Genomic DNA, 25,640 nt, shown 5'->3' on the forward strand with positions numbered 1-25,640 from the left:
GGGGCACGAGGCGGGACGGGGCAGGACGCGGGCAGGGCACGAGGCGGGACGGGCGCGAGGCGAGCAAGCAGGAGGCGAGCAAGCACCAGGCAAGCGGAGAGCGACACGGGCAGGCGCCAGACGGCACGGGCGCGACGCGGGCAAGCACAAGACGGGACGGGAGCGACACGGGCAAGCACAAGACGGGACGGGAGCGACGCAAGCGAACACGACGCGAGCGAACACGACGCGAGCGAGCACAAGACGGCACGGGCGCGAGGCGAGCGAGCAGGAGGCGAGCAAGCACCAGGCAAGCGGAGAGCGACACGGGCAAGCACCAGACGGCACGGGCGCGACCACCGCAAGCACAAGACGGGACGGGAGCGACGCAAGCGAACACGACGCGAGCGAGCACAAGACGGCACGGGCGCGAGGCGGAGACGGCGGCAGAACCGTTTTCTCCTCACCGTGCGTGACATCCCCGTGTCCCCGCACGTCACCGGCCTGATACCGTCCCCGCCAATGGCCGGGTCACGCCCGGCCCCACGCTCCTGGTCCGCAACATCCCTATCGCCGCTGAGAGGTTGGAGCATGCCGGACGACGCCGCAGCAGCACGGGCCGCCGCCGAGGAGGAGTCGGCCTTCTCGCATCCGCCCGTCGCCCCCGACGTCACCGCCGCGTACGGCGACCACCCCGACCAGGTGATCGACTTCTACGCCCCGCGCGGCGCGGGCGTGCCGGGCGGCGGGCTCGTGCCGCTGGTGGCCGTCCTGCACGGCGGTGCCTGGCGGGCACCGTACGACAGGGCGCACATCAGCCCGTTCGCCGGCTTCCTGGCCCGGCGGGGGTTCGCCGTGGCCAGCATCGAGTACCGGCGCGGCGCGACCGGCCCGCAGACCGGGGACGAGCCCGTCGCGGGCCGCTGGCCGGACACCTTCGACGACGTCGCCGCCGCGCTGGACGGCCTGGAGGCCCTGGCCCGGGAGGCGCTGCCGCAGGCCGACCCGCGCCGGACCGTCCTCACCGGACACTCGGCCGGCGGCCACCTCGCCCTGTGGGGGGCGGCCCGGCACGTGCTCCCGGCCGACGCGCCCTGGCGCACGGACCGCCCCGCACCGCTGCGCGGGGTCGTCGCACTGGCCCCGATCGCCGACTTCACCACGGCACAGAAGCTCGACGTGTGCGGCGGGGCCGCCGCCCAGCTCCTGGGCGGCGAGGAGCATGCCGGCTCCCGCCGCCCCTACGCGGACCCCTCCCTCCTCCTCCCCACCGGTATCGCCACCACCCTCGTCCAGGGCCGCACCGACGACGTCGTACCGCAGCCGGTGGTGGACGCCTACGCGGAGGCGGCGTCGCGGGCGGGCGAGGTGGTGGGGGTGACGCTGCTGGAGGATGTGGGCCACTTCCCGCTGATCGACCCGGTGGCCGACGCGTGCGCGGTCGTGGCGGAGGAGATCGCCCAACTGGCCTGGTGAGCAGGGCGGACCGACCACGGGCAGCGCGTCCCGCGGACGCGGCCGGCACCCCACCTCACCGCCCCGGGCACGGCCGGAATCCTCCGCAAGGAACCCGTCCGGCCGTGCCCGGGGAGCCGCGTCAGGGGGTGTCCGCGAGGATCTCGGCCAGGGTCCGGGCGGCCCGCTCCACGTCCGCGAAGCCGACGTAGAGCGGGGTGAAGCCGAAGCGCAGCACGTCGGGGGCACGGAAGTCGCCGACGACGCCCCGCCCGATCAGGCGTTCCATGACCGGACCGGCGTCGTCCGCCCGGAGCGCGACCTGGCTGCCGCGCTCGGCGTGGACGAGCGGGGTCAGCGCCTCGACGCGCCCCTCGGGCACGTACGCCGCGACGCACTCCAGGAAGAAGTCCGTCAGGGCGAGGGACTTGGCACGCACCGCGTCCATCGAGACCCCGTCCCAGACCTCCAGGGCCGCCTCCAGGGCCAGCATCGAGAGGATGTCCGGGGTGCCGACGCGGCCGCGCCGGGCGCCCCGCACGGGCTCGTACGACGGCCGCATGCCGAAGGGCTCCGCATGGGAGTTCCAGCCGGGCAGCGGGGAGTCGAACCGGTCCTGGAGGCCGGAGCGCACATACAGGTACGCGGGCGAACCGGGGCCGCCGTTGAGGTACTTGTAGGTGCAGCCGACGGCCAGGTCGACGCCGTGCTCGTCGAGGCCGACCGGGAGCACGCCCGCGCTGTGGCACAGGTCCCAGACCGACACGGCACCCGCGTCGCGGACGGCGGCGGTGAGGCCGGGCAGGTCGTGCAGGCGGCCCGTGCGGTAGTCGACGTGGTTGAGGAGCACCGCCGCGGTCCGGCCGCTCAGCGCCGTCGGCACCTGCTCCGGGGTCACGGGCCGCAGGGTGCGGCCGGTGAGCCGGGCGACGGACTCGGCGACGTAGCCGTCGGTGGGGAACGCCGTGGCGTCGACGAGCAGCTCGTCCCTCCCCTCGCCCGCCATCCGCACGGCCCCCACCAGGGCCTTGAAGATGTTGACGCTGGTGGAGTCCCCCACGACGACCTGCCCGGCCGCGGCACCGACGAGCGGGGCGATCCGGTCCCCGATCCGCTCCGGGGCCGTCCACCAGCCGCTCTCCTGCCAGGAGCGGATGCGCAGCTCGCCCCACTGCCGCCGCACCACGTCGTCGACGTGGCCGGGGACGGCGGAGGGCAGCGCGCCCAGTGAGTTGCCGTCGAGGTAGACGACGTCGTCCAGGTGGAACTCGTCGCGCTTGGCGGCGAGTTCGTCGACGAGGTCGGCCTTCCGCGCCTTCTTCGCGAGCTCAGACATGGGACCGCGCCGTCCACAGCTCGGGGAAGACGTTCTTGCGGGCCCGCTTCTCCAGCCAGGCGACGCCGGCGGAACCACCGGTGCCGGGCTTGGCGCCCATGGCGCGGCGAGTGGCGACGAGGTGGTCGTTGCGCCAGCGCCACACGAGCTCGGCGACGTCGGTGAGGGCCTCGCCGAGGCGGGCGGCCTCGTCGTCGGGGTCCCCGGCGTAGACGGCGGCCCAGGCGGCCTCGACCTCGTCGGACGGCTCGTAGCGCAGGGAGACGTCGCGGGTCAGCACGGACGCGGGGATCGCGTGGCCGCGCCGGGCGAGCAGGCGCAGCACCTCGTCGTACAGGCTCGGCTCGTGCAGGGCCTTCTCCAGCTCGGCGTGGGCGCGGGGCGCGCCGCGGTGCGGAACGAGCATGGACGCCGACTTCTCGCCGAGCAGGAACTCCATCCGCCGGTACATCGCCGACTGGAAGCCGGAGCCCTCGCCGAGGGCGCCGCGATACGCGTTGAACTGGGTCGGGGTGAGCTGCCCGAGCGGCCTCCAGGAGGCGTTGAGGGCCTCCAGCTCACGGGCCGAGCGCTTCAGGGCGGCGACCGCCTTCGGTATGTCGTCGCCGCGCAGCGCACCGGCCGCGGTCTCCCACTCGTGGACGACGACCGTGAACCACAGCTCCATCACCTGGGTGGTGACCAGGAACACCATCTCGCCGGGGTCGTCGGAGAGGGTGTGCTGGAGGTGGGTGAGCACGTCCGCCCTGACGTAGTCCTCGTACGGCGTCGTGCCTTCGAAATCGAGATGCGGAGTCTCGGGCTCGTGGGCCTGCTGAGCCTCATGGGACATCGCTGTCTCCTGTTGTGTGCTCCGGGTAGCGGTCCGCCCCTGCCGATTCCGGCACGGGGGCCCCGGTCCCCACCCGCATCCTGCGCAATCCCCACCCCCACCGCAAGCCCCGCCCGCCCCTGCGGCCGGACCCTGCGGCGGAGGCACCGTCCCGGGCCGGACCTCAGCCGAGGGCCTCGGCGGCGGTCGCGGAGCAGTCCTTCAGGAACTGCGAGCAGCGCTCGTGCTCCTCCTGCTCACCGATCACCCCGGCCGCGCGCGCCAGCGCGTGCAGGGCCCTCAGGAAGCCACGGTTCGGCTCGTGCTCCCACGGCACCGGCCCGTGTCCCTTCCAGCCGTTGCGGCGCAGGGCGTCGAGCCCGCGGTGGTAGCCGGTACGGGCGTACGCGTACGACTCCACGACGCTGCCGCGCTCGAAGGCCTCGTCGGCCAGCCGGGCCCAGGCCAGCGACGACGTGGGGTACCGGGCGGCGACATCCGCCGCCGGCGTGCCGCCCGCGAGCAGCTCGCGGGGCTCGGGGTCATCGGGCAGACGGGTCGGAGGCGGGCCCCCGAGAAGGTTCTCGTGAATCGTCATGCCCCCAGTCTCGTACATCCGACGGTGGCCCTCCCGCCCGCACCGCGGTCCCGGGACGAACGGAAAGCCGCGCACGGCGGCGAGGGGACGGGCCGGGGGGTGCCCGCCCGCAGCGGCCGGCGACGAACCCCTCCCACCACCCGGCCCACCCCACCGCCGGCCCGAGGACGGACACCCCCCGGCCCGTCCCCGCCCCCAAGCGGCGCGAGAAGCCACGCAAACCCCACCCCACCCGCACCCACCCACCGGCAGCACCCCCAAACGAAGGGACGCAGGGAACCACACACCCACACCCACCCACCGGCAGCACCCCCAAACGAAGGGACGCAGGGAACCACACACCCACACCCACCCACCGGCAGCACCCCCAAACGAAGGGACGCAGGGAACCACACACCCGCACCCACCCACCGGCAGCACCCTCAAATGAAGGGGCGCGGGGAACTGCGCAAAACCCAACCCCGCCCGCACCCTCAAATGAAGGGGCGCGGGGAACTGCGCAAAACCCAACCCCGCCCGCACCCGCTCACCCACTTCAGGGCACCCCACCCCACCTCACCCGCACCCCGCAGGCCGCGAAGGCCACCCCACCCGCACCCCGCAGGCCGCGAAGGCCACCTCACCCGGACCCCGCAGGCCGCGAAGGCCACCTCAGGCGCCGCCGGGCCCGCTGCCCCTCCAGCGGCGGCGCCGTCACCGCCGCAAACGTGTGGCACTCGGGCCGCCGGCAGTCGGGCCCCGGCCTCCGTACGCTCGCGAAGGCGATCCCCGCACCCACCACGAGGACCCCCGCACACCACGGCATGGCCCGGTCGAACGCGGAGTCGAAGGCGTCCGCGGAGAGGTAGACCTCCGGCCCCATCCCCGCCAGCAGCGGCAGCCCCGCCACCGCGACCAGGCCCGCCGCCCGCGCGGCCGCGTTGTTGATGCCGCTGGCCAGCCCCGCCCGGGCGACGTCCACGGAGGCCAGCACCGTGGCGGTGAGCGGGGCCACCAGCGTGACCATGCCCAGCCCGAGCACGAGCAGCGCGGGCAGGACGTCGGTGAGGTAGCGGGCGTCCGCGCCGACCCGCAGCATCAGCAGCATGCCCGCCGCGCACAGCAGCGGCCCGACGGTCAGCGGGATGCGCGGCCCGATGCGTTCGCCCAGTTCGCCGGAGCGGGCGGAGAACAGCAGCATGAGCACGGTCGTCGGCAGCAGGGCCGTGCCCGCGGCGAGCGCGCTGTACCCGGCGACGACCTGGAGCTGGAGCACGGAGAGGAAGAAGAAGCCGCCGAAGGCCGCGTACACGCACAGGGTGACGAGGTTGACGGAGGTGAACTGGCGGGAGGCGAAGATGTCGAGCGGCATCATCGGGTCGGGCCGGCGCTTCTCGACGTAGACGAAGGCGACACCGCAGACGAGCCCCGCGGCCGCGGTGACGACGACCGCGAGCCCTCCGTCGCGCGCCTCGATCAGGGCGTACGTGACGAGGGCGAGCGCGGCCGCGCCGAGCAGCGCGCCGAGCGCGTCGAAGCGGCTGCCGCGGCTGCGGCCGTCGCCGGACTCGGGGACGTGCCGCAGGGCGACGGGCACGCAGAGCAGGGCGAGCGGGACGTTGAGCAGGAACACCCACCGCCAGCCGGGTCCGTCGACGAGCCAGCCGCCGAGGAACGGCCCGACGGCCGCGCCGATGCCGCCGAAGCCCGACCAGAGGCCGACGGCGCGACCGCGGTCGTCGGGGTGGAAGGACGCCTGGATGAGGGCGAGGGAGCCGGGGGTGAGGAGGGCTCCGCCGATGCCCTGCAGGGCGCGCGCGGCGATGAGCACGCCGGCGTCCGGCGCGATCCCGCAGAGCAGGGAGGCCGCGGCGAACCAGATCACGCCGAGGACGAAGATCCTGCGGCGTCCGTAGAGGTCGCCGAGGGAGCCGCCGAGGAGGATCAGCCCGGCCAGGGTGATCATGTAGGCGTTGACGGTCCACTGGAGGTCGGCGAGGTCGGCGCCGAGGTCGCGGCCGATGGTGGGCAGCGCGACGTTGACGACGGTGGAGTCCAGCAGGGCCATGCTGGAGCCGAGCACGGTGGTGAGCAGGATCCATCGGCCCTGCGGTGAGGCCAGCCGGACATCGGGCATGCCCCAAGTAAACAGCGAACCCGGTGCCGGGGCACCGGGTTCGCGGGTGGCGGGCCCTGCGCGGCAGGCCCTGCCGGGGGCCTGCCGTGGTTGTCGGCCGCCGGGCCTGCCGCGGAGCGCGGCGGCAACGGCCTTACTTGATCTTCGTACCGCTGGAGCGGAGGTTCCCGCAGGCCTGGACGACGCGCTCGGCCATGGAGGCCTCGGCGAGCTTGCCCCAGGTGCGCGGGTCGTAGGCCTTCTTGTTGCCGACCTCGCCGTCGACCTTGAGGACGCCGTCGTAGTTCTGGAACATGTGGCCGGCGACCGGACGGGTGAAGGCGTACTGGGTGTCGGTGTCGATGTTCATCTTCACCACGCCGTTCTCCAGCGCGGTCGCGATCTCCTGCTCGGTCGAGCCGGAGCCGCCGTGGAAGACGAAGTCGAACGGCTGCGAGCCGGCCGGCCGGCCGAACTTGGCGGCGACGCCGTCGTTGAGCTCCTTGAGCAGCTCGGGGCGGAGGACGACGTTGCCCGGCTTGTAGACGCCGTGCACGTTGCCGAAGGACGCGGCGAGCAGGTAGCGGCCCTTGTCGCCGAGACCGAGGGCCTCGGCGGTGCGGATGGCGTCGTCGACGGTGGTGTACAGCTCGTCGTTGATCTCGTGGGTGACGCCGTCCTCCTCACCGCCGGTCGGGGTGATCTCCACCTCCAGGATGATCCTGGCGGCGCGGGCGCGCTCCAGGAGCTCCTGGGCGATGGAGAGGTTGTCGGCGAGGGTCTCCGCGGAGCCGTCCCACATGTGGGACTGGAACAGCGGGTTCTCGCCGCGGGCCACGCGCTCCTCGGAGATCGCGAGGAGCGGACGGACGTACCCGTCGAGCTTGTCCTTCGGGCAGTGGTCGGTGTGCAGCGCGACGGTCACCGGGTACTTCTCGGCGAGGATGTGCGCGTACTCGGCGAGCGCGACCGCGCCGGTGACCATGTCCTTGCTGTACTGGCCGCCGAGGAACTCCGCGCCGCCCGTGGAGATCTGGATGATGCCGTCGCTCTCCGCCTCGGCGAAGCCGCGCAGAGCCGCGTTCAGGGTCTGGCTGGAGGTGACGTTGATGGCCGGGTAGGCGAACTTGCCTGCCTTCGCCCGGTCGAGCATCTCGTTGTAGACCTCGGGGGTTGCGATGGGCATCTGTCCGCTCCTTGTATGTGCGGGTGGGCGTTACTGGTGCTTACGGCCCTGACCTAGACCATGGGGTGGGGGCGACGTCATCGTCGGCCCCATCTTTCCAGACCGGACCGCGAGGTCCAGGCGTGGTCCGCGGAGCGGTCGTGCCCGTGCGGCGTCCGGTCGGGCGGGGCGGGCCGGCGGGCGCGGTCAGTCCAGGCCGAGTTCGTCCTTGGAGTACGCGTACAGGTACGGCACGCCCGCCCCGTCCTGGATCTTCTCCGCGGCGCCGGTGGCCCGGTCGACGATGGTGGCCACCGCGACGACCTCCGCTCCCGCCTCCCGCACGGCCTCCACGGCGGTCAGCGGGGAGCCGCCGGTGGTGGAGGTGTCCTCGACGACGAGCACACGGCGGCCGCTGATGTCCGGGCCCTCGACGCGGCGCTGGAGGCCGTGCGCCTTGGCGGCCTTGCGGACGACGAAGGCGTCGAGGCGCCGGCCGCGGGCGGCGGCCGCGTGCAGCATCGCGGCGGCGACGGGGTCGGCCCCCATGGTGAGCCCGCCGACGGCGTCGAAGTCGAGGCCGTCGGTGAGGTCGAGCAGCACCTGGCCGACCAGCGGGGCGGCCTCCCCGTCGAGGGTGACGCGGCGCAGGTCGACGTAGTAGTCGGCCTCCAGGCCCGAGGAGAGGGTCACTCTGCCGTGCACCACGGCCTTGTCCTTGATCTGCTGCAGCAGCGCACCGCGCGTGCCGGGCTGTGCTTCGTCGACGTCCGTCATGCGGACCAGCTTAGAGCCGCCGCCAGCTCCAGGTCGTGGTGGCCTCCAGCGGCTCCAGGGGGGTGACCAGGCGGGGGAGGGTGTTGAGCCCGTTCGGCGGGCCGGTCTGGGGTTCGACGCACACGGCGGCGTCCTGCTCGTCGTAGACCACGACCCACTGTTCGGGGCTGGTGACCCTCAGCTCCAGCAGGCCCGGCCAGGTGAGGGTCGCGTCGACGCCGCCGGGCATGCCGAAGCAGTCGTCCCAGGGGCCGGGCACCGGGTCGGTGCGGCGGCCGGTGGGCAGGTGGTCGGCGCCGCGTTCCTCCTGCCAGGCCGGGTCGAAGGTGAGGGTCGCACCGATGCCGTCGAGGGTGCGGTTGAACCAGGGATGCCAGCCGATCTGGGCCGGGAACGAGGAGTCGTACGTCTCCACGGCCATGGTGAGGGTCGCGGACTCGGGCGTGAGGGTGACGGCCTGGGTGACGCGGCCGGGGTAGGGCCAGGGTTCGGTCAGGTCGTAGGTGAGGACGGCCTCGTCCGCGGAGGTGCGGGCGACGCTCCAGGCACCGTCGCGGGCGGTGCCGTGGATCGCGTGGGGCGGGGCGTTGAGAGGCATCTGGTGGGTGACGGCGCCGTCGCGGAAGCGGCCGTCGCGGACACGGCCGCACCAGGGGACCATGGGGAAGCAGCCGTAGCGGTCGCCCTGCCGGAGGAGTTCCGTACCGGCGACCCGGAGGCCGCGGATCCGGCCGCCGTTGCCCGGGGCCACCGTCAGGTGCACGTCGCCTGCGGTCAGCGTGATCTCGTCGTTACTCACGGGGGCGACCCTACTCGGGTGATCGCCGTGCCGGGGCGGCGCGGGTGGTCCGGTCACGCGGGAGGCGACGGCCGGGCTGCGGACGGCCGGAGCGGACCCCGGCCGAGGCCCGAGAGCCCGGGTCACGGACCGGCGGCAGCGGACCGGCGGGAAACCGCCGGGAACCGCCCGGGAGCCGGACGACGGGAACCGGACGCCGGGAACCGGACGCCGGGAACGGCGCGCCGCCGGACGGGGCCGCCGGGACGACGGGAACCGGACGACGGGAACCGGACGACGGGAACCGGACGACGGGAGCCGGGACGGCGGGAACGGCGCGCCGCCGGACGGGGCCGCCGGGACGACGGGAACGGGACGACGGGAACCGGACGCCGGGAACGGCGCGCCGCCGGACGGGGGCGCCGGGACGGGCCGCGCCCGCTCAGAGGCGGCGTCTGCGCAGCACCCTGCCCGCGACGATCACGGAGGCGACGACCAGCGCGGCCGCCGGGGCGGCCCAGCGCAGCGTGGTCGCGGTACCGGCCGACTGCGGCGCGGGGACGGGGGCGTAGCGGCCCCTGGGCGGGGCGTGGTCGACCTCCTCCGCGCTGCGGCCGATCATGGTGCGGCGGGCATGGGCGGCCTCGGCGGGGGGTTGGGCGGGAGCGCCGAGGTCGTCGGGGAGGGGCTCCGGCGCGAGTGGCGGGGCTTCGGCGTCGTGGAGCGACGCGGCACTCCGGCCGGCAGCGGGCTCGTCACCGGCCGGCTTCCCGGCAGCGGCCTCCCCGTCACCGGACTCCGCACGGCCGGAGTCCGCACCGCCGGACCCCGCACCGCCGGACCCCGCACCCCCGGACTCCTCGCCGCCGGAGTCCCCGCCGCCGGAGTCCCCGCCCTCGGCCTCTCGGCCGGGCGACTCCCCTCCCGCGGGCTCGGCGGAGGCCTCTTCGGCGGCGGAGTCCCCGGCGCCGGCCCCGGGAGCAGCAGCGTCGGGAGCAGGGGTGGCGGGAGCGGGGGTGGCGGGAGCGGGGGTGGCGGGAGCGGGGGTGGCGGGAGCAGCAGCGTCGGGAGAGGGGGTGGCGGTGTCGGCCTCGGCGGCACCGAGATGCCCGGCGAACCGCTTGAGCAGGCGCGCGACCGCGGTGGCCACGGCGTCGTCCGGCAGGTCGGCGGCCCGGCCGTCGACGGCGCCGGTCCCGCTGAACACGACCGTCGCGCCGTCCTCGCCACCGTCCTCACCGCCGTCGCGCACGGCGACGACGAGGGTGAACGTGACGCTTCCGGTGCCGCGCGACTCGACGGCCTCGCACTCGACGGCGTACGTCCCGTCCGGACGCGCGGTGAGCGTGGCCGTGCCGCGGTAGGTGATGGTGGTGCCGCCGATCCTGACCTTCAGCCGGCCGGCGACGGGCTCGGCGCCCGCCTCCTGGTGGAGCCCGGGTACCGCCCGGGCGACCCGTGCGGGGTCGGCCAGGGCCGCCCGCACCCGCTCGCCGGAGACCGGCACCTGCACCTCTTGCTCCATGTCGTCGGAGCCTACCCAGCAAGGGACCGAAAACAACCGCCCCGCAGGGCCGTATCACTCACTCGCCGCCCCGGGCACCGGGGTCCGCACCCGCCGCCTGCGCACCGGCCGGTGCCGGCCGGTGCGCAGGCGCCCGCTACCGGTCCGCGCGCGCCCCGAAGGGGCGCGGGGAACCAGGCGGCCGGCCACGACGGCTCCGCGGCCGGCCGGCGCCCGCCGTGCCGCGGCACTTCGGCGGAGCGCTCAGTACCGCGGATGGACGAGGGTGGAGGCGGGCGCGCCGGGGACACGGGTGCGGGCGGCGGCCCGCGCGCCGTCGGTGAGGTCGGTGCGGGTGAGGGCGCGGGCGGGACCCACGGGGCCGAGGGCGGGCGGGCGGCGCACCGCGGCGAGGACGAAGCCCCAGTCGTGCTCGCGCGGGGTGCGGGCGGCGGTGGAGGTGCGGTCGGGTCCGGCGGCGAAGCCGGTGGCCCGGCCGTCGACGCGGTAGACGGCGGTGGCGAGGCCCGCGCCGCGCAGGGTCGCCTCGACGGTCCAGAAGACGTGCGGCCGGGTGGCGACCGGTCCGGCGTGGACGACGATGCGGCCGTCGTCGGCGAGAACGCGCCGGGCCAGCCCGTAGAACTCCTGCGAGTACAGCTTGGTGCTGGCGGTGATGCCCGGGTCGGGCAGGTCCGAGACGATCACGTCGTACGCCGCGGCCGGTGCGGTGCGCAGGTGACGGAAGGCGTCGCCGATGTGGACGTGGACGCGCGGGTCGTCGTGGGCGTGCCCGTTGAGGGCGGACAGGGCGGGGTCCCGGCGGGCGAGCCGGACGACGGCGGGGTCGAGTTCGACGATGTCCACGCGGGTGACGCCGGGGTGGCGCAGCACCTCGCGGGCGGCGAGGCCGTCGCCGCCGCCGAGGATCAGCACGCGGGCGTGCGGGCCGTTCATGGCGGGGTGGACGAGGGCCTCGTGGTAGCGGCGTTCGTCGGCGCCGCTGACCCGGAGGCGGCCGTCGAGGAACAGGTCGAGGGGGTGGCCGCGGGTGCCGCCGGTGAGCACGACCTCCTGCACGTCGGTCTGGAGGGCGACGCGCACGTCCCGGCCGTAGACCGCCTCGCGCGCGGCCCGCTCGAAGTCGTCGACGAGGGCGGCCGCGGCGGCGAGGACGCCGAGCACCATGAGGTTGACGAGGAGCAGCAGCCAGCGCGCGCGGCGGGAGAGGTCGCGGCGGAACAGGCCGAGGACCAGGGCGCCGCCGACGACGACGTTCACCGCGCCGGTGAGCATGGCGCTGGTCAGCTGGCCGAGGAAGGGCAGCAGGAGGAAGGGGAAGGCGAGGCCGCCGACGAGGGCGCCGACGTAGTCGGCGGCGAAGAGGTCGGCGACGGCGCCGCCCGCGTCCTGCCGCCGGATGCGCTGTATGAGCTCCATCAGCAGCGGCACTTCGGCGCCGATGAGCAGGCCGGTGGCGAGGGAGAAGGCGACGAGCAGGGTGCGCGGGCCGGCCGCCCAGAGCCCTCCCCAGGAGCCGGTCCAGGCGAACACGGCGTACAGGGCCATCGCGCTGCATCCGCCGACGAGGGCGAGGACGGCCTCGATCGCGCCGAACCCGGCGGCCGCGCAGGGCCTGAGCCGTTTCGCGGCGAGGGAGCCGACACCCATGGCGAAGACCATCACGGACAGCACCACGGAGGCCTGGGTGACGGAGTCGCCGATCAAGTAGGAGGCGAACGCGACGAGTTCGAGTTCGTAGACGAGTCCGCAGGCCGCGCAGACGAAGACGCACGCGAGGACGAGGAAACGCCCCGTGCCCTGCCGTACGGGCAGCGGCGCGGGCCCGCGCCAGGGAGGCGGGGTGCCGGGTGGCGCCGGTGCGTGCGGATCGATCACGACTGCGACGTTACGTCACGGCTCGGGCACGCTTCGTCACCCACACGTGTGGAACTGGGAGTTGGCCGGTCCGGGACGTTTCGCCCGGCCGCCGCGCGCCGACGCCCGGCGCGGGTGCCCGGCCGGGCCCGCCCCCGCCGGCACGGCTCCGGTCAGGCCGCCGCGGCCGGTACGCGCACCCCGACGCGGGTGCGCGTCGCCACCAACTGCCCGTCCTGCGGGTAGGCGTGCCAGGTGCGCCAGTGCACCTGGCCCTCGCACCGCTGGGCCAGCAGCGCGGTGAAGGCGTGCGGGCTGCCGGGGAAGACGCCCGCGAGGCCGTTGGGGTGGTCGGAGACCAGGGCCAGCAGTTCGGAGGCGCGTCCGGCGAAGGAGCCCGGTGAGAGCACTTCGACGCGCGCGGCGAACTCGTACTCCCAGTCGCCGACGCGTTTGGCGACGCCGAGCGGCAGGGGGGTGCTGCTGCCGGGGATGCACGCCACCGTCTCGGAGCAGGTGACCTCGCCCTCCTCCAGGAGCACCTGGTGGGACGCGCCGAGGAGTCTCAACTGGAGCTTCGCACGCTCCAGTTCCAGATCGAGGGTGGCAAGGGCCGGGAGCGGCTCGCGCCCGAGGGCCCAGGCGAGGTCGGCCGCGCGCGTGTCGGTGTAGGAGGTCTTCAGGGTCGTGAGCATGGATCGGCTCCGCTAGCACGCAGAAGAAAGGCGGTGTGGGTCCGGTGCACCCCGGCCGCACCGGAGTTCGGGCCCGTCAGCCCAGTCGGAGCGGGTGTCCGTGGAACGTCCGAGGGGCTGGTCAGGTGGTTTAGAGGGAATCATGAACCGTGGCCCCGCCACAGCGTTTTTACCCAACTTCGTGCGGTTTCCATCCCTCAGAGGGCTGCACAGCTCAACTGTTCAACTACGCCGTACGTCTGAACGGCCACGGCGGCGGCCGAAGCAGGGCGAAAGCGGGACGAAACCGGGACGAAACCGGGATGCGCGTCCACCGGCGGGGGCGCGACGGAGACACGGCGGGGGCGCGGCAGAGACACGGCGGGGGCGTGGCGGGGACACGGCGGAGACACGGCGGGGGCGCGGCGGGGACACGGAACGGACGACGGCGTCCGCCGGGGTCGGTACCCCGGCGGACGCCCGGTGCGGATGCGGTCCCTCGTTCGAAGCTCAGCTGCCCCGTGTCAGCTGCCTCCGCCGCATCCGCCCCCACCACCGCACGACGACCCACCGCCGCACGAGGAGCCACTGCTCCCGCAGGACGAGCCGCCGCCCCCGTCGGAGCCGCCGCCGTGGGAGCCGCCCCCGTGGGAGCCACCGCCGTGGGAGGCACCGCTCGAACAGGAGCCGGCGACGGCGCCGCCGGCCCACCAACTGCCCGAGCCGCTGCCCGAGCCGCTCCCGGAGCCGCCGCCGGAGCGCCGACGGGCACGCGCGGGCGTGTACCCGCGGGAGCGACGGTTCCTGTTCTGGTTCAGCGAGGCGAAGACCGTCACCAGGACCACGACGGCGATCAGCGCCACCAGGATGAAGCCGACCGACACGGCGCCACCCTCCTTCCCACTCCCCCGAAGCGACCCCCCGTGGGTGCCTCGCTCCTTGCGTGTCTCGGACATGCCCACCCCACCGGAGCACCAAAGCAGAGTTGAGCAACATCTGAGGGTCCACCCGCGTCGACAACGCCTGACCTGCACGGACAGGCAGTTCGCGGACCGTCGCACCTCACCGGGCCGCCGCCGGCTCGGCCTCGGGCGGACGGGCCGGCCCCGTGCCGGGCGGCACCCCGGGCAGGGCCGCCGGTGCGGATCGGCGTGGGCCGGTTGAGCAACTCCGGAGGTTGGGCGGAGGATGGCGGGCATGACCTCCTTCGTGCGCCCTGTGCTGAACCGCCGGCTCGACGGGTTCGGGACGACGATCTTCGCCGAGATGTCGGCGCTGGCCCTGCGTACCGGTTCCATCAACCTGGGACAGGGGTTCCCCGACACGGACGGGCCCGAGGAGATCAGGGAGGCGGCCGTGCGGGCGCTGCGCGAGGGGCGCGGCAACCAGTACCCGCCGGGCCCCGGCGTGCCCGAGTTGCGCGCCGCGGTGGCCGCGCACCAGCAGCGGTGGTACGGCCTGTCCTACGACCCGGACACCGAGGTGCTGGTCACGGCGGGGGCGACGGAGGCGATCGCCGCGTCCCTGCTGGCGCTGCTGGAGCCCGGGGACGAGGTCGTCGCACTGGAGCCGTACTACGACTCGTACGCGGCGTGTGTCGCGATGGCCGGCGGCCGGTGCGTGCCGGTCACCCTGCGCCCGCGGCACGCCCCCGGCGAGGCGGCCGGCGGCCGCACCTTCGGGCTGGACCTGGACGAGCTGCGCGCCGCGGTCACCGACCGCACCCGGCTGCTGCTGGTCAACACCCCGCACAACCCGACCGGCACGGTCCTCACCCGGGAGGAGCTGACCGCGATCGCCGCACTCGCGGTGGAGCGGGACCTGCTGGTGGTGACGGACGAGGTGTACGAGCACCTGGTCTTCGACGGGGCCGGGCACGTGCCGCTGGCGACGCTGCCCGGCATGCGGGAGCGCACGGTCACCATCGGCTCGGCGGGCAAGACGTTCTCCTTCACCGGCTGGAAGGTCGGCTGGGTCAAGGCTTCTTCACCTACCTATTGGATGCTGGCCGCGTGAACGTCTGGTCGGGCATCGGCAAGGATGGTCCCGAAGGATCGACGGGTACCCGAGGTGAGGACGGTGGAGACATGGGCGGCAGGCCGCTGCTGAACCGCAGGCTGGACGGGCTCGGGACGACGATCTTCGCGGAGATGTCGGCACTGGCGACAGCGACGGGCGCGATCAACTTGGGCCAGGGCTTCCCGGACACGGACGGGCCGGAGTCAGTACGGGAAGCGGCCGTACGAGCGCTGCGGGACGGGCGCGGCAACCAGTACCCGCCAGGACCGGGCATCCCGGAGCTGCGCCAGGCGATCGCCGACCACCAGCGACGTTTCTACGACCTGCGCTTCGACCCCGACACGGAAGTCCTGGTCACCGCAGGGGCAACCGAGGCAATCGCCGCAGCCATGCTTGCCCTCCTCGAACCCGGAGACGAGGTGGTCGCCTTCGAGCCCTTCTACGACTCCTACGCGGCCTGCATCGCCATGGCCGGCGCGAAGCGCGTACCGCTCACCCTGCGTGCCCCGTCCTTCCGCCCCGACCTGGACGAACTGCGTTCCAAGATCACCCCGCAGACCCGCCTCCTTCTCCTCAACACGCCTCACAACCCGACCGGAATGGTCCTGACCGCCGAAGAGCAGAGCGCCATCGCCGCACTCGCCGTCGAACACGACCTGCTCGTGGTCACCGACGAGGTGTACGAGCACTTGGTCTACGAAGGCACGCACCGCCCCATCGCGACCCTGCCGGGCATGCGTGAGCGCACCGTCTCCATCTCCTCCGCTGGCAAGACCTTCTCCTTCACCGGTTGGAAGGTTGGCTGGGTCATGGCTGACGGCCCGCTCGTCTCCGCCGTCCGGACGGCCAAGCAGTACCTGACCTACGTCAGTGCGGGCCCCTTCCAGTACGCGATCGCCGAAGCACTGCGCCTGCCGAACGCGTACTTCGACGGCTTCCGCGCCGACCTCCGCCGCAAGCGCGACCTGCTCGGCGACGGCCTGCGCGCGGCCGGGTTCGAGGTCTACCAGCCCCAGGGCACGTACTTCATCACCACCGACATCACCCCCTTCGGCGAGAAGGGCGCCTACGCCTTCTGCCGCGCGCTCCCCGAACGCTGCGGCGTCGTCGCCATCCCCAACTCCGTCTTCTACGACGACCCCGACGCCGGCCGCAGCCAGGTGCGCTTCACCTTCTGCAAGAAGGACGACGTTCTCCAGGAGGCCGCCGACCGCCTGCAACGCTTGGCGTCCTGAGGTCATGCCCCTTCGCCGGGAGTGAGACTGGAGCAAGACCGTCACCGGTGTGAGCAGGTCCCGGCTTCCAGGCCGGTCTGCACTCGTTCGAGTGCAGACCGGCCGATCGAACTCGGCAGTATCCAGAACCCCGTAGCGTCACCGGAGTGGAGTCCAGACACGTAGCCCAAGGCGTGCCGCTTGAGGAGTACCAGCTGACGCGTGCGGATCGCCGTCGGCAGGCAGAGGCGGTAGCCATGGCGGACTGGGTGCAGTGCCAGCTGGCCAAGGCACCGCCATGGTCCGACGAAAAGTTCGAGGCGATTAAGGAACTGCTGGGTCCGCCTCCTCACCCCTCGGAGTTCGTGCGCTGGCGCGTGCGCCTGTACTGCGGTCACATCCGCGAGGTCTCGCGCTTGCAGAAGCAGGAACGGCCCGACGGAGGAGCCACTGACCACGCACGCTGTACCGAGTGCGTCCTCGAGCCTTCGGTGATCGTGGCATTCGAACCACATGCCGACGACGGTTGATCACTGACCCGCTCTCTGAGTAGCGGAGTGCGACCGCTCGTTGATGCTCCGCGCAACGCACTCTCGGTTTAGAGCGGTATTCAGTCAAACCTTCACCGATCCAGGCCGGTTGAGTGCATTGTCGCGTTTGCGGTCTGGTGGTTCCGGGACTTCACCATGATGATGCCCGCCGTGTCAGTGAACGGGGGGCGGGAATGGGGTTCGGTCGGGGACTGCGTGTACGACAGGGGCGTGCCCCGGCAGGAATGGTCGACGGGCCCGCAGTGCCGGTTCAAGTCGACCTTGCCGCCTCTGCCGGCGGCGGCCACGGCGAGGTTGACCCGACCACGTCGGAGGTCACAAGGCTGCTGTGCCAAGCCGTCTACACCCGTCCCGACCGGGTGAAGGCCGTTAAGGCGTGGTGGAGCAAGATCCGGGGCAAAGATCAGAAACCGAACAAGCTGCGGCGCAGCACTCGCAGACGCATCTACTTGGAGGGCAGCGATGACTGCCCGCCCCTGGGTGAGCCCATGGCCCAGTGGGTACGAGATCACGTCCTGCACGGGCCGCCGCTGCCTGTTCCGTCGTACGGATTCGACCTTGTGCCCGTCGTCGCGCACAGTCTGCGCGCGCGGAGACGCCGATGGCTGCGGCGAACACTCGTCTTACTCAGGTTGAACTCGTGGAGTCCGGTGGTCTGATTGCGCCGTCGTCCATGGTCAGACCAGTGGGTGGCAGACAGCCGTCGACCAGGTGGGGCCGGTACTGGATCTTCTTCAGCTTCCGCTTGATCACGCGGGTGAGGTGCGCAAGGTCGGCGGCGGCGAAGTCGGCCAGGTGCCGCTTGAGGAGCGACCAGATCCCCTCTGCCGGGTTCAGCTCCGGTGCGTAGGAGGGCAGCTGGAAGATGCGTAACCAGTCCTGGTGCTCCTCGGCAAAGTCGGCCAGCTCCTTGACCAGGTGCACGTTCAGGTTGTCCCAGCACCACACCACCGGGGTGCCGAGCTGGATGTGGGTCATGACGATCAGATCGCGGTACTGGCGCCAGGAGAACGCCTTCGGCTCGCCCCGTCGCCCGTGCCAGATGTGCAGCCTGAAGAAGAACCGGGAGCGGTGTCCGGCGTGGTAGCAGACCACTCCGGCGATGTTGACCCGTCCCCGGTTGCGGCCACGCACCCGCACCACCGGCCGGGCTCCGCGCGGTGCCCAGGTGCGTCCCTTCGGCGGCCTCAGCCCCTGGCCTGCCTCGTCCTCGAAGCAGATGTGGGCGCCCAGGTCCGCCGCGGTCCTTTTACCTGCGGCCACACCTCGGCCTTCCACACCTCGATCGCCTCGTCGTCGCGTTCGATCGCCCTCCGCAAGGGCACCTGCGCGGACCAGCCGTGCCGCCGCAGCAGCTTCCACACACCCTGAACCGTGTACCCGACGCGGAACATCCGCCCGATCAGCAGCTTGACCCGCTTCAGCGTCCACCCCTGGAACTCGTCGTCCCAGCCGTGCGCGAGCGGGCCCCGCTTCAACTCCCGCTCCAGCCGCTCCCATTGCCGGGAACTGAGCCGTTCCACCGAGGCCGGCCCCTTCGAGCGCAGGGCGTCCGCACCGCCCTGCTCCCACTCCCGCTTCCAGCGTCGTACCGACCGCGACGTCACCCGAAGCTCCCTCGCGACGACCTCGGTCTTCTCACCACGAGCAAACCGCTGGGCCGCCTCAAGGCGCACCCGCTCCCGCTTTTCCTGCTCCTTGGGCGTCAGCCCGCCCCCATGCGCGTACCGCATGACGACGTCGTACCGCAACGATCAAGAACCGTCACGACCCACGGACTCCACGAGTTCAACCTGAGTACTCCTCGCCATAGCCGTCGCGTACGAGGCTCCCCGTGCCGCCGTCGTCTGGGGCGGCGCCGTTTTGCTGGCTTGCCTCATGTGGTGGGCCGGGCTTCGGGCGGCCCGCAAGGGCAAGAAGTCGAGGCTGGCGCCCTCGCCCCGTATGGCATACCTCGTTCTGTGTGTGCCCTGGATACTTGCCGTAGTGCCCTACGAGCCGATACGCGGCGAGGCGGTCACCCTGCGAACCGGGTTGCTCCTGCTGCCGTTCGTCCTGCTGACCGGAGCCGTGCTCGTCTGTGCGGGAGATCGCCTCACGGCGCGGGCGGGGTTGTCCAGGATCGTCCGGGACGGCATCGCGTCTGACCGCCTGCCCTGGGCATCGGCGAAGGCCAGGCGCCGGATGGCAATCATCAGCAACGAGCAGACGCGGCTCGAATTGCCCTACGACCATCCGGAAACTTTCGTCGGAGCCGGACGCTATGTATGGGGCGTGGCCGACATCGGTATCCCGCTCAAACCCAAGGACCCAGAGGTATCGATCAAGCACTTCGGCGAGCGGGAACTGCTGCGGCGCATGGGCGACGCACTCAGAGAACTGGGCCGCGGCGCACGGGAGATCACCGACCCCCTGCCCGGTTTCTCCGTCACGGAGATTCTCGGGCTGCCGTCCGAGCTGTGGCTGCGACGGACCCGTGCCGCGAAATTGGAGCTGCCGGACCTGCGCGGCCGGGGCCGCCGGTCACCGTCCAGCGTGCCGGACCGGCTGTATTTGCGGGCGCAGTGCGTCAGTTGGGACGGCCAGGTCGTGGTCACCCTGTTCGCGCATGCCGCACTGGAGGCAGGCGAACTACGGCTTACCCTGCGCCCCCACGTGATGACGCCCCTCTACAACGAGCTGAGGGTGACGGACTCCCCCGTAGGCAAACGCGGAGCGAGACTGTACGGCTGGGTGGTGATGCAGGCCCTGCTCGACTCCGTTCACGGGCCGCTCGCACTATGGCGGTTGCTGACCCGACTCGCCCTCGGTGTCCAGTCGGACGGCGGCCGGGCCGAGGAAAAGGATCCGGTCAGCCTCCGTGATCGGCACTCCACCGAAGAAGTTACCGACATGCACCAGGCCGACGACGCGAAGCGGCACGTCGTCCTCATGCAGACCTGCGTCTTCCGCGCTGTCTCCGCGTACCTCGAAGAGCTGGGCGTCGACACCGTTGCGTACGAGCGCCAGGTGGCCGCGGTCATCACCAACATCCAGGTCTACGGCGACAACAACGCGCCCATCCAGAACGTCGCCGGCAGCGGCATCAGCAATGTCGGCCAGGACAACAAGGCTCAAGGAGGAGGAAGTTGATGGCTGTAGGACGTCGCCGCCCCGAACCGGAACAGGGACACGGCTCGGGTATCAGCATCGGCGGCAACAACATCGCCCCGCTCCAGAACGTGGTCGGGCAGAACATCTCGAACGTCCACCAGTCCGCGTCGGTCGAGAGCCCGATCGTCAGCATGGAAACCGTGCGCGATCTCCTTGCCGCATTCCGCACCGAGGTGGATCAGAACGGATCGGTCCTGCCTAACGCGCAGGTGCTCCGTGCCATGGCGGACTCCATCGACACCTCGCTGACAGCCGCCGATACACCGGCGATTGGGGCACTGCGCGGGGCTGTGCAAGCGTTGCCGGCCTTGGTGGCAGGGACAGTGGTGCAGCAGGGGGGTGACGCACTCGCTCACGCCATTGCCGGATGGCTCAGCTGAGGTGGCGGCTGCGCCAATTCCTGGCTGGTCCGATCGACGATCCCGGTGGTGGGTATCGTCCCGGTCTCACGCGGCAGCTTGCGGTCCGTGCTTCGCAGGCGCAGCCAGCCGAGCCCCTCAGGATCCGTTGCTTCTTCGGCGACCGGTCACTCGCCAACACTCCCTTCACCGTCTTCTCGAGACTCCTCTGGAGCTCGCGGTCATCCGGATCGGAAGCTGCTCAACCCGGAACGGACACGAGGGCCCTCTTACGACGGCTGAAACCACACGGTATCGGCCAATGTCTCGTGAGGTGCCTGAAGAGATGGCGTGGAGTTGCCACTTGGAGGCTTGATCGCTGGAAGGATCGGTGCCTCTGAGTAGCGTGCACACGTGTGCGAATCGAAGTGGCAATGGGGGTGGGGGCGGTATGGCCAGAGGGCCCGAGGTCAGTGAGCGCGTTCGCCGGGAGCTCTGGAGGCTGGCAAATGGCATGTGCCAGCTTTGTCGGCGGGAGCTGGACCCGGGGACTGCCGGACGCACCCCAACGGCTCAGACGGCACACAATGTGGCACTCAGCGATCATGGGCCCCGAGCAGACCCCACCCTGCCGATCGAGGCCAGGAACGCTGCATCGAACCTCCTGTTGTTGTGCTCGACCTGCCACGACATCGTCGACAAGAACAACGGGGCGGCGTACACCGTTGAGGAGTTGTCCAGACTCAAGGCCGAGCACGAGACCTGGACCGCCGCCCTGAGGAAAGCCGGACAGGCGTGGAGGATGAACTACAGCAGCATCGACTACCTCAACGTGCCGAGAGTTGCGATGCTTCCGGGCGGAGATGTCGTGCAACAGGCGGCTCAACGTGCCGGCCTAGACCCGACGCGGCCGTTCTCTGGGCAGGGCTTCGCCCCAGGAATGTTCGTCGGGACCGTGCGTCCCGTCTTCGAGTCGTGGCGAGGGCAGGCTGTTCCTCTCGGCGAAGCTCGTATGGACACGATCCGGCAGGGGATGTACGTGGCGTTCAACGCGCCGATGCGTAGCCGCAACGTGTCCAACCGGCCGTTTCCTCGGCCGCTCACCGGAACATGGCAAGACGACCCCTACCTGTCCTTTCGACTGGACGGACGTACGGTCATGATCCGGTTTGACCCGCAATGGCTCACCACCGCTACCGCCGGCACGGACTTGGTCAGCGCAGCAGCAGAGCAGGCCACCTACGCGGGGATCGGCCTTGTCGTGGGTGAATCCGCCGATGCGATTCGGATCTCCGCGCTGTTCTTCGGAAAGCCGCAAACCGCAGAAGGGGCGTTCATGAAGTACGTCATTCAGGGCGAGGGCAAGATCGCAAGGACAGTTTCTGTCGATGACTTCGAGACAAGGTCGTCGTCGCGCGGGTCGGGATCGCGGCTGATGGGCGCTACTCGTGACCCGAGCAACGATGACGTCACTGTGGCACTGCACTTCAACGAACTTGAGGTCGACCCCGGACAGATCCAGCGTGAGACGTTCCGGCAGCTGATGCGGGTGGTGCCGGAGTTCCGGCGCGATCTAACGGTCGCCGTGGGCACTCTCTTCACCCACTCGGGGCTGACCGGTCTGCCAAAGCCACTTGACATCGCAGCGGACCACTTGGCAGGAGAGCCCAAGGTGTGGTCGACGCACTCCATCAACGGCCTGGGCACTCTGCTGGCGGACGTGGAAGTAGCCTTCGCCCTCGTCCGTGGCGTGCGTAGAGGCCAACTCGATGACCTGCACCAGGCGCTCCTGGCCGGGTCGGAGAGCTACCTCGGGGCGGTCGAGGTGGATCTTCGGCGCCCGACGCACCAGCGTTTCTACGGGGTAAGCCCCCGCTATCGGCTCATCGAAGCGGATCTCCGACTGCTGTACAGCGCCGAGGAGTACTACGGGGAACTCGGCGACTGGGACCACAGACCTCACGAGCTGCTTGATGAGTGGGAATCGGAGGAGATCTTTAAGAGCGTGGCCTGGGAAGAGGACAAGGAACAAAGCGCTGCTGACGAACACCAGGCCGAGGAAGGGATGTTCGGGTGGTTGGCCGTTACCGACCCGGACGAGGAAGCAGCGGATTGACGGTCCATGGCCGCGTAGGCGTACAGCACTCTCCGCTCGCACCTTGCCGTAGACAGATCCTGAGGACCGTGGTCCCCCGTGGCCGGTGGCACGGTGTCGTCCAGGGCGAGCACCCGGGGTAGTCCACGGACTATGGCTCGCACCGTGGTGGCCGTGGCCCGGCCAGACGCAGGTCTGACAGGACTTGGTGAGCCAGTTCGAAGGGCTGGTTGCGGGGGCCGTGGGGTACGGAGGTGGCGGATTCGAAGCCACGCTGTGCGGCGAGGGCTCTGGGGCCTACCAGTCCGGTGAGCCGGTAATGCCGCCAGAGAGGAATCGACGGGCGGGCATCGACCACGATGAGGTCGGGGCGACGCCAGACGACCAGCGCCCAGGCTCCCCCGCCAGAGTCCGAGCCCGAGTCGGCCCAGGCTCCGACCAGGGGCGCATCCTCGGCGGCGCCGACTGCTTCGAGCGCCACCAGCGCGGGGTTGCTGAAGCGGCCGGTGACGTGGAGCAGGAGCTGTCCGTGGCGGTGTACGTCGCGCCCCTTTTCAGTGAGGGACCACACGGCGTCGGCGAGAGGATCGTCTTGGACTACGTCCGACGCGACATCGAGCACGGCGGCCTGGTCGACGGCCGGGCCGAAGGCTGTATCGAGAAGCGTCGTGTATTCCATGACGTACTCGGAATCGACTGCTGGAAGCAGGTGGCCGACCGCTTGGGAGGCTTCGTTGAAAGCGATGGTCTCGGGCGTGATCTCGTAGCGTGGGGCGTGGCTTCGGAGTACGGCGAGGGCGACTGCTGCGAGGCTGCCGACCTGGGGCTCGATCCGCTCGGGGAGATCATTTCGGTTCAGTGCGCGGACGGCCCGGGAAAGCAGCGGCAGCCAGTCGGTTTGTGCCGGAGGCCAGGCGCCGGCCGCAACGGTCCACAGGGTCAGCCGGACGACGAGCATGCGCTCGGGAGGGCCCAGGTGGGGAGCGAGGGCGACAAGGCGCTCCACCCAGCGCCGGTATCTACGGCGGACTTCTTGGTCGGCCTGCCGAAGGTCGGGCAGGGTGGCGGTGCTGCTCGCTTCGGCACCGGCTGCCTCGCGGTCGGGCTCTGCTGCCACGGCCTCCGCGTCATCATCGTCGAGGGCGGCTTCGATGTCGTCGGTGAATCGCTCGTCCCAGGAGACGGGCAGCAGGTCCTGAAAGGGCGTGCTGATGTCGGTGGGCAGGGGGAGCCCCAGCGCGAAGCGCGTGAGCGGATGTCCGACGCGTCCGGCGCATTCGTCCAGATAGCGCTCCCAGCCGTCCTCGTCGCCGTCCAGCGGGGCCGTCGCGACCGCACCGCCAGTGCTGTTGCTCGCGGATACGCCCGCTGGGGTGGGGGTCAGTCCCGTACGGAGGGTTTCCAGGTCGCCCAGGAATCGTTCGGCGAGCCGGGGATCCGCGAACAGGTCGGGTGGCCGTGTCGTGGGGGCCTGGGACTGGGTCGGGGTCATTCGGCGCAGGGCGCGGTCAGGGTCGACGACGAACACGATGTTGCCGAAGCTTGGTACGCCGTCGCCGTCGACTACGACCAGGCGCACACGGCTGCCCGCATCCGCCGGAGCCGTCACCGTCAGCGTGGCCTGTCCGGGCGGGATGTCTGCGATGCGCTCCCATGCCTCCGGCGGTGCTGCCGCCTGAGACAACTCCAGGTGAGCGGTGTCGGAGAGGGGCCGGGCCACGCTGATCTCCAGGCCGTCCGGTACGCGTAGGGCACCGAGCAGCAGCGGCCCACTGCTGGCGATGGGGCGGGGAAGGGGCGGGGCCGTGTTCAGCCGGGCAGCGGGCTCGTCGGTGCCGTCCGGAAGGAGGGTGGCGGTGATGGGGGTGATGATGCCGAGTTCGCAGTTGCCGCCGTCGCCCTGGGAAAGCAGCAGCGCCGCGGCGGAGAGGTTCGGGCTGCCGGTCAGGGCCCACCGCTGCCCCTCGGAGACCCACTCGACGAGTTTCCCATGGCGGTACCGCTAGTCGTTGTCGCTGATGACGCGTCCGTCGTACTCCTTCACCAGGGCGGCGACCGACGGACCGTCGAGGTCACTGAGTCCGGGCTGGTAGGCGAGGGTGAACCGGCTCGGCCGGAAGCGTTCGAGCAGTCGCCGCAGTGCCATGGAGCGCCGGTCGTAGAAGGGCGCGAACACGGCCAGTTCGTCGACGGGCCCCTGCGGCAGCTGATCGATGATTGGCGAACGCAGACTGCTGACGACGCGGACCCGTGACGCCGCAGGTGTCCTGTCGCGGTGGAGCCGGTCCAGTAGCGCTGCGACCCGACCCAGCGCCTGTGGAACTCCGGCGGAGAACCTCACCTTTTCCGGGAGGTCGCGCAGCCATGCCGAGAGCTCCGGAACCGCGGTGGGACTCTGCTCGCCGTCCACCCGCAGAACCGTCCGCAGTTCGGCGTTGGCCTGCCACCCGGCCAGCGTGGTGTTGCCGGAGCCGAGGGCGACGATGGCGTGTTCGGGTCCGGCGAGGACGATCAGCTTGGGATGGAACGCGGCACCGTGGGCGTATGCCAGACCGGCGAGGTAGCTCCGACCGGCCCGCCGGACGGAGCGGGGGTCGTTCCGGGCCATGGAGACGTCTCCCGCCACGGTGACGCGTGCGCCGGTGGCCTGGGTGACGCCGAGGGCGACCTCCTCGAAGAAGCCGAGATCGGCGGTGAAGCTGAGGAAGAGCGCTTCTTCCAGGTTCCGCCCGCCCGTGCGCTCCTCGTCGAGGATGAGAGTCAGAGGCGAGGCGAACACGGTTGGTGGCTCCACCACTCCCGGTGCCGGCGCGGTCTCAGTCAACGAGAGCCCTCCCGCTCCTGGTCACCGACCAGTGCTGGTCGTCGTAGTGCAGCACGCCGCAGGTGGCCAGGACGGTCCCGAGCTGGTCCAGCCGTAGCCCGACGTCACCGCGCCCCTCCTGGCTCGTCCGGTACAGCAGCCCACCCCGCTCGTGCAGCCGGGTCGGTAACCACAACGTGCCGTCAGGACGTCGGCGGGCCTTGGCCAGCGCGATCCGCTGCGACCGCGCCACCAGGTCGTAGGTGAGTCGGCGGGCGACATCGCGCAGTTTCATGGGCCGCGCCTCGTCAAGCCGCCGTTGGACCCATTCCGGGCCGAGCTCGACACCGCGTTGGCCGAGGAACGCGTCCTTGACCCGGCCGGTGAGTTCGTCCACCCGACGGGCACTAGATGAAT

General features: G+C 71.6%; 21 protein-coding genes and 1 pseudogene. 7 read left to right on the forward strand and 15 right to left on the reverse strand.

Translation table 11 applies throughout. The annotated features are described in order from the left end of the window. Nucleotides 1–570 precede the first annotated feature (570 nt). Nucleotides 571–1,455, forward strand: a complete 885-nt coding sequence (locus tag AC5K6T_RS21600; protein ID WP_493211386.1) for an alpha/beta hydrolase family protein — start codon at nt 571–573, stop codon at nt 1,453–1,455. Between the two features lie 121 nt (nt 1,456–1,576). On the opposite strand, the gene kynU is transcribed toward AC5K6T_RS21600, so the two are convergent. The 11 genes from kynU to AC5K6T_RS21655 form a co-directional block, all read right to left on the reverse strand. Then, entirely contained in the window at nt 1,577–2,770 is a 1,194-nt protein-coding gene (kynU, locus tag AC5K6T_RS21605; protein ID WP_493211388.1) for a kynureninase, read from the reverse strand. Then, a complete protein-coding gene (locus AC5K6T_RS21610) occupies nt 2,763–3,602 on the reverse strand; it encodes a tryptophan 2,3-dioxygenase family protein (RefSeq protein WP_493211390.1) in 840 nt (279 codons plus the stop codon). The genes kynU and AC5K6T_RS21610 overlap by 8 nt, the downstream gene beginning before the upstream one ends. 163 nt (nt 3,603–3,765) lie before the next feature. Then, the gene (locus AC5K6T_RS21615; RefSeq protein WP_493211392.1) at nt 3,766–4,179 is read right to left on the reverse strand and encodes a DUF3151 domain-containing protein; all 414 of its coding nucleotides are present in this window, start codon (nt 4,177–4,179) and stop codon (nt 3,766–3,768) included. A gap of 619 nt (nt 4,180–4,798) precedes the next feature. Then, a complete protein-coding gene (locus AC5K6T_RS21620; RefSeq protein WP_493211394.1) occupies nt 4,799–6,295 on the reverse strand; it encodes an MFS transporter in 1,497 nt (498 codons plus the stop codon). Nucleotides 6,296–6,428: 133 nt separating this feature from the next. Further along, nucleotides 6,429–7,460: a class II fructose-bisphosphate aldolase gene (gene fbaA / locus AC5K6T_RS21625; RefSeq protein WP_493211396.1), complete on the reverse strand. Its 1,032-nt coding sequence runs from the start codon at nt 7,458–7,460 to the stop codon at nt 6,429–6,431. A gap of 186 nt (nt 7,461–7,646) precedes the next feature. Then, nucleotides 7,647–8,216 (reverse strand): orotate phosphoribosyltransferase, encoded by a 570-nt coding sequence (gene pyrE, locus AC5K6T_RS21630; RefSeq protein WP_493211398.1) that lies wholly within the window; start codon nt 8,214–8,216, stop codon nt 7,647–7,649. Between the two features lie 10 nt (nt 8,217–8,226). Next, nucleotides 8,227–9,015, reverse strand: a complete 789-nt coding sequence (locus AC5K6T_RS21635; RefSeq protein ID WP_493211399.1) for an aldose epimerase family protein — start codon at nt 9,013–9,015, stop codon at nt 8,227–8,229. 421 nt (nt 9,016–9,436) lie between these two features. Beyond that, a complete protein-coding gene (locus tag AC5K6T_RS21640) occupies nt 9,437–10,519 on the reverse strand; it encodes an SRPBCC family protein (RefSeq protein WP_493211401.1) in 1,083 nt (360 codons plus the stop codon). Between the two features lie 243 nt (nt 10,520–10,762). Continuing rightward, on the reverse strand, nt 10,763–12,397 hold the full coding sequence (locus AC5K6T_RS21645) for a polyamine aminopropyltransferase (RefSeq protein ID WP_493211402.1): 1,635 nt from the start codon (nt 12,395–12,397) through the stop codon (nt 10,763–10,765). Between the two features lie 152 nt (nt 12,398–12,549). Next, nucleotides 12,550–13,071 carry a DUF2617 family protein gene (locus tag AC5K6T_RS21650; RefSeq protein ID WP_493211404.1) on the reverse strand — a complete coding sequence of 174 codons (522 nt, stop codon included), beginning with the start codon at nt 13,069–13,071 and terminating at the stop codon, nt 12,550–12,552. 503 nt (nt 13,072–13,574) lie between these two features. After that, a complete protein-coding gene (locus AC5K6T_RS21655) occupies nt 13,575–13,934 on the reverse strand; it encodes a hypothetical protein (RefSeq protein WP_493211405.1) in 360 nt (119 codons plus the stop codon). 304 nt (nt 13,935–14,238) lie between these two features. Between AC5K6T_RS21655 and AC5K6T_RS21660 the strand changes: the two are divergent. From AC5K6T_RS21660 to AC5K6T_RS21670, 3 genes and pseudogenes are all read left to right on the forward strand, one after another. After that, nucleotides 14,239–15,036: pseudogene (locus tag AC5K6T_RS21660) on the forward strand (aminotransferase class I/II-fold pyridoxal phosphate-dependent enzyme); the annotation flags it as partial. A 101-nt stretch (nt 15,037–15,137) separates the two neighbouring features. Then, nucleotides 15,138–16,304, forward strand: coding sequence for a pyridoxal phosphate-dependent aminotransferase (locus AC5K6T_RS21665; RefSeq protein ID WP_493211407.1), 1,167 nt, complete (start codon nt 15,138–15,140; stop codon nt 16,302–16,304). Nucleotides 16,305–16,450: 146 nt separating this feature from the next. Further along, the gene (locus tag AC5K6T_RS21670) at nt 16,451–16,813 is read left to right on the forward strand and encodes a hypothetical protein (RefSeq protein WP_493211409.1); all 363 of its coding nucleotides are present in this window, start codon (nt 16,451–16,453) and stop codon (nt 16,811–16,813) included. 648 nt (nt 16,814–17,461) lie between these two features. Here AC5K6T_RS21670 and AC5K6T_RS21675 read toward each other — a convergent pair. Continuing rightward, a protein-coding gene (locus tag AC5K6T_RS21675; RefSeq protein ID WP_493211411.1) for an IS630 family transposase occupies nt 17,462–18,567 on the reverse strand; the annotation gives its coding sequence in 2 pieces (ribosomal slippage) (nt 17,462–18,063 and nt 18,063–18,567; 1,107 coding nt in all). Between the two features lie 253 nt (nt 18,568–18,820). On the opposite strand from AC5K6T_RS21675, the gene AC5K6T_RS21680 reads away from it, so the two are divergent. The 3 genes from AC5K6T_RS21680 (at nt 18,821) to AC5K6T_RS21690 (ending at nt 22,441) form a co-directional block, all read left to right on the forward strand. After that, entirely contained in the window at nt 18,821–19,966 is a 1,146-nt protein-coding gene (locus AC5K6T_RS21680; RefSeq protein ID WP_493211413.1) for an AbeC-like domain-containing protein, read from the forward strand. Further along, on the forward strand, nt 19,966–20,367 hold the full coding sequence (locus tag AC5K6T_RS21685; RefSeq protein ID WP_493212165.1) for a hypothetical protein: 402 nt from the start codon (nt 19,966–19,968) through the stop codon (nt 20,365–20,367). The genes AC5K6T_RS21680 and AC5K6T_RS21685 overlap by 1 nt, the downstream gene beginning before the upstream one ends. Before the next feature lie 547 nt (nt 20,368–20,914). After that, nucleotides 20,915–22,441 carry a hypothetical protein gene (locus AC5K6T_RS21690; protein ID WP_493211414.1) on the forward strand — a complete coding sequence of 509 codons (1,527 nt, stop codon included), beginning with the start codon at nt 20,915–20,917 and terminating at the stop codon, nt 22,439–22,441. A gap of 130 nt (nt 22,442–22,571) precedes the next feature. On the opposite strand, the gene AC5K6T_RS21695 is transcribed toward AC5K6T_RS21690, so the two are convergent. From AC5K6T_RS21695 to AC5K6T_RS21705, 3 genes are all read right to left on the reverse strand, one after another. Then, a complete protein-coding gene (locus tag AC5K6T_RS21695) occupies nt 22,572–24,140 on the reverse strand; it encodes a hypothetical protein (protein ID WP_493211416.1) in 1,569 nt (522 codons plus the stop codon). Between the two features lie 282 nt (nt 24,141–24,422). Continuing rightward, entirely contained in the window at nt 24,423–25,199 is a 777-nt protein-coding gene (locus tag AC5K6T_RS21700) for a hypothetical protein (protein WP_493211417.1), read from the reverse strand. A 37-nt stretch (nt 25,200–25,236) separates the two neighbouring features. Next, nucleotides 25,237–25,620: a hypothetical protein gene (locus AC5K6T_RS21705; protein ID WP_493211419.1), complete on the reverse strand. Its 384-nt coding sequence runs from the start codon at nt 25,618–25,620 to the stop codon at nt 25,237–25,239. Nucleotides 25,621–25,640 lie beyond the last annotated feature (20 nt).

The sequence above is a fragment of the Streptomyces sp. B8-7 genome (assembly GCF_058833805.1).

Coding starts and splice junctions, on each gene's coding strand:
- AC5K6T_RS21600 (WP_493211386.1), top strand. CDS start 571: ATGCCGGACGACGCCGCAGCAGCACGGGCCGCCGCCGAGGAGGAGTCG.
- kynU (WP_493211388.1), bottom strand. CDS start 2,770: ATGTCTGAGCTCGCGAAGAAGGCGCGGAAGGCCGACCTCGTCGACGAA.
- AC5K6T_RS21610 (WP_493211390.1), bottom strand. CDS start 3,602: ATGTCCCATGAGGCTCAGCAGGCCCACGAGCCCGAGACTCCGCATCTC.
- AC5K6T_RS21615 (WP_493211392.1), bottom strand. CDS start 4,179: ATGACGATTCACGAGAACCTTCTCGGGGGCCCGCCTCCGACCCGTCTG.
- AC5K6T_RS21620 (WP_493211394.1), bottom strand. CDS start 6,295: ATGCCCGATGTCCGGCTGGCCTCACCGCAGGGCCGATGGATCCTGCTC.
- fbaA (WP_493211396.1), bottom strand. CDS start 7,460: ATGCCCATCGCAACCCCCGAGGTCTACAACGAGATGCTCGACCGGGCG.
- pyrE (WP_493211398.1), bottom strand. CDS start 8,216: ATGACGGACGTCGACGAAGCACAGCCCGGCACGCGCGGTGCGCTGCTG.
- AC5K6T_RS21640 (WP_493211401.1), bottom strand. CDS start 10,519: ATGGAGCAAGAGGTGCAGGTGCCGGTCTCCGGCGAGCGGGTGCGGGCG.
- AC5K6T_RS21650 (WP_493211404.1), bottom strand. CDS start 13,071: ATGCTCACGACCCTGAAGACCTCCTACACCGACACGCGCGCGGCCGAC.
- AC5K6T_RS21665 (WP_493211407.1), top strand. CDS start 15,138: ATGGGCGGCAGGCCGCTGCTGAACCGCAGGCTGGACGGGCTCGGGACG.
- AC5K6T_RS21685 (WP_493212165.1), top strand. CDS start 19,966: ATGGCTGTAGGACGTCGCCGCCCCGAACCGGAACAGGGACACGGCTCG.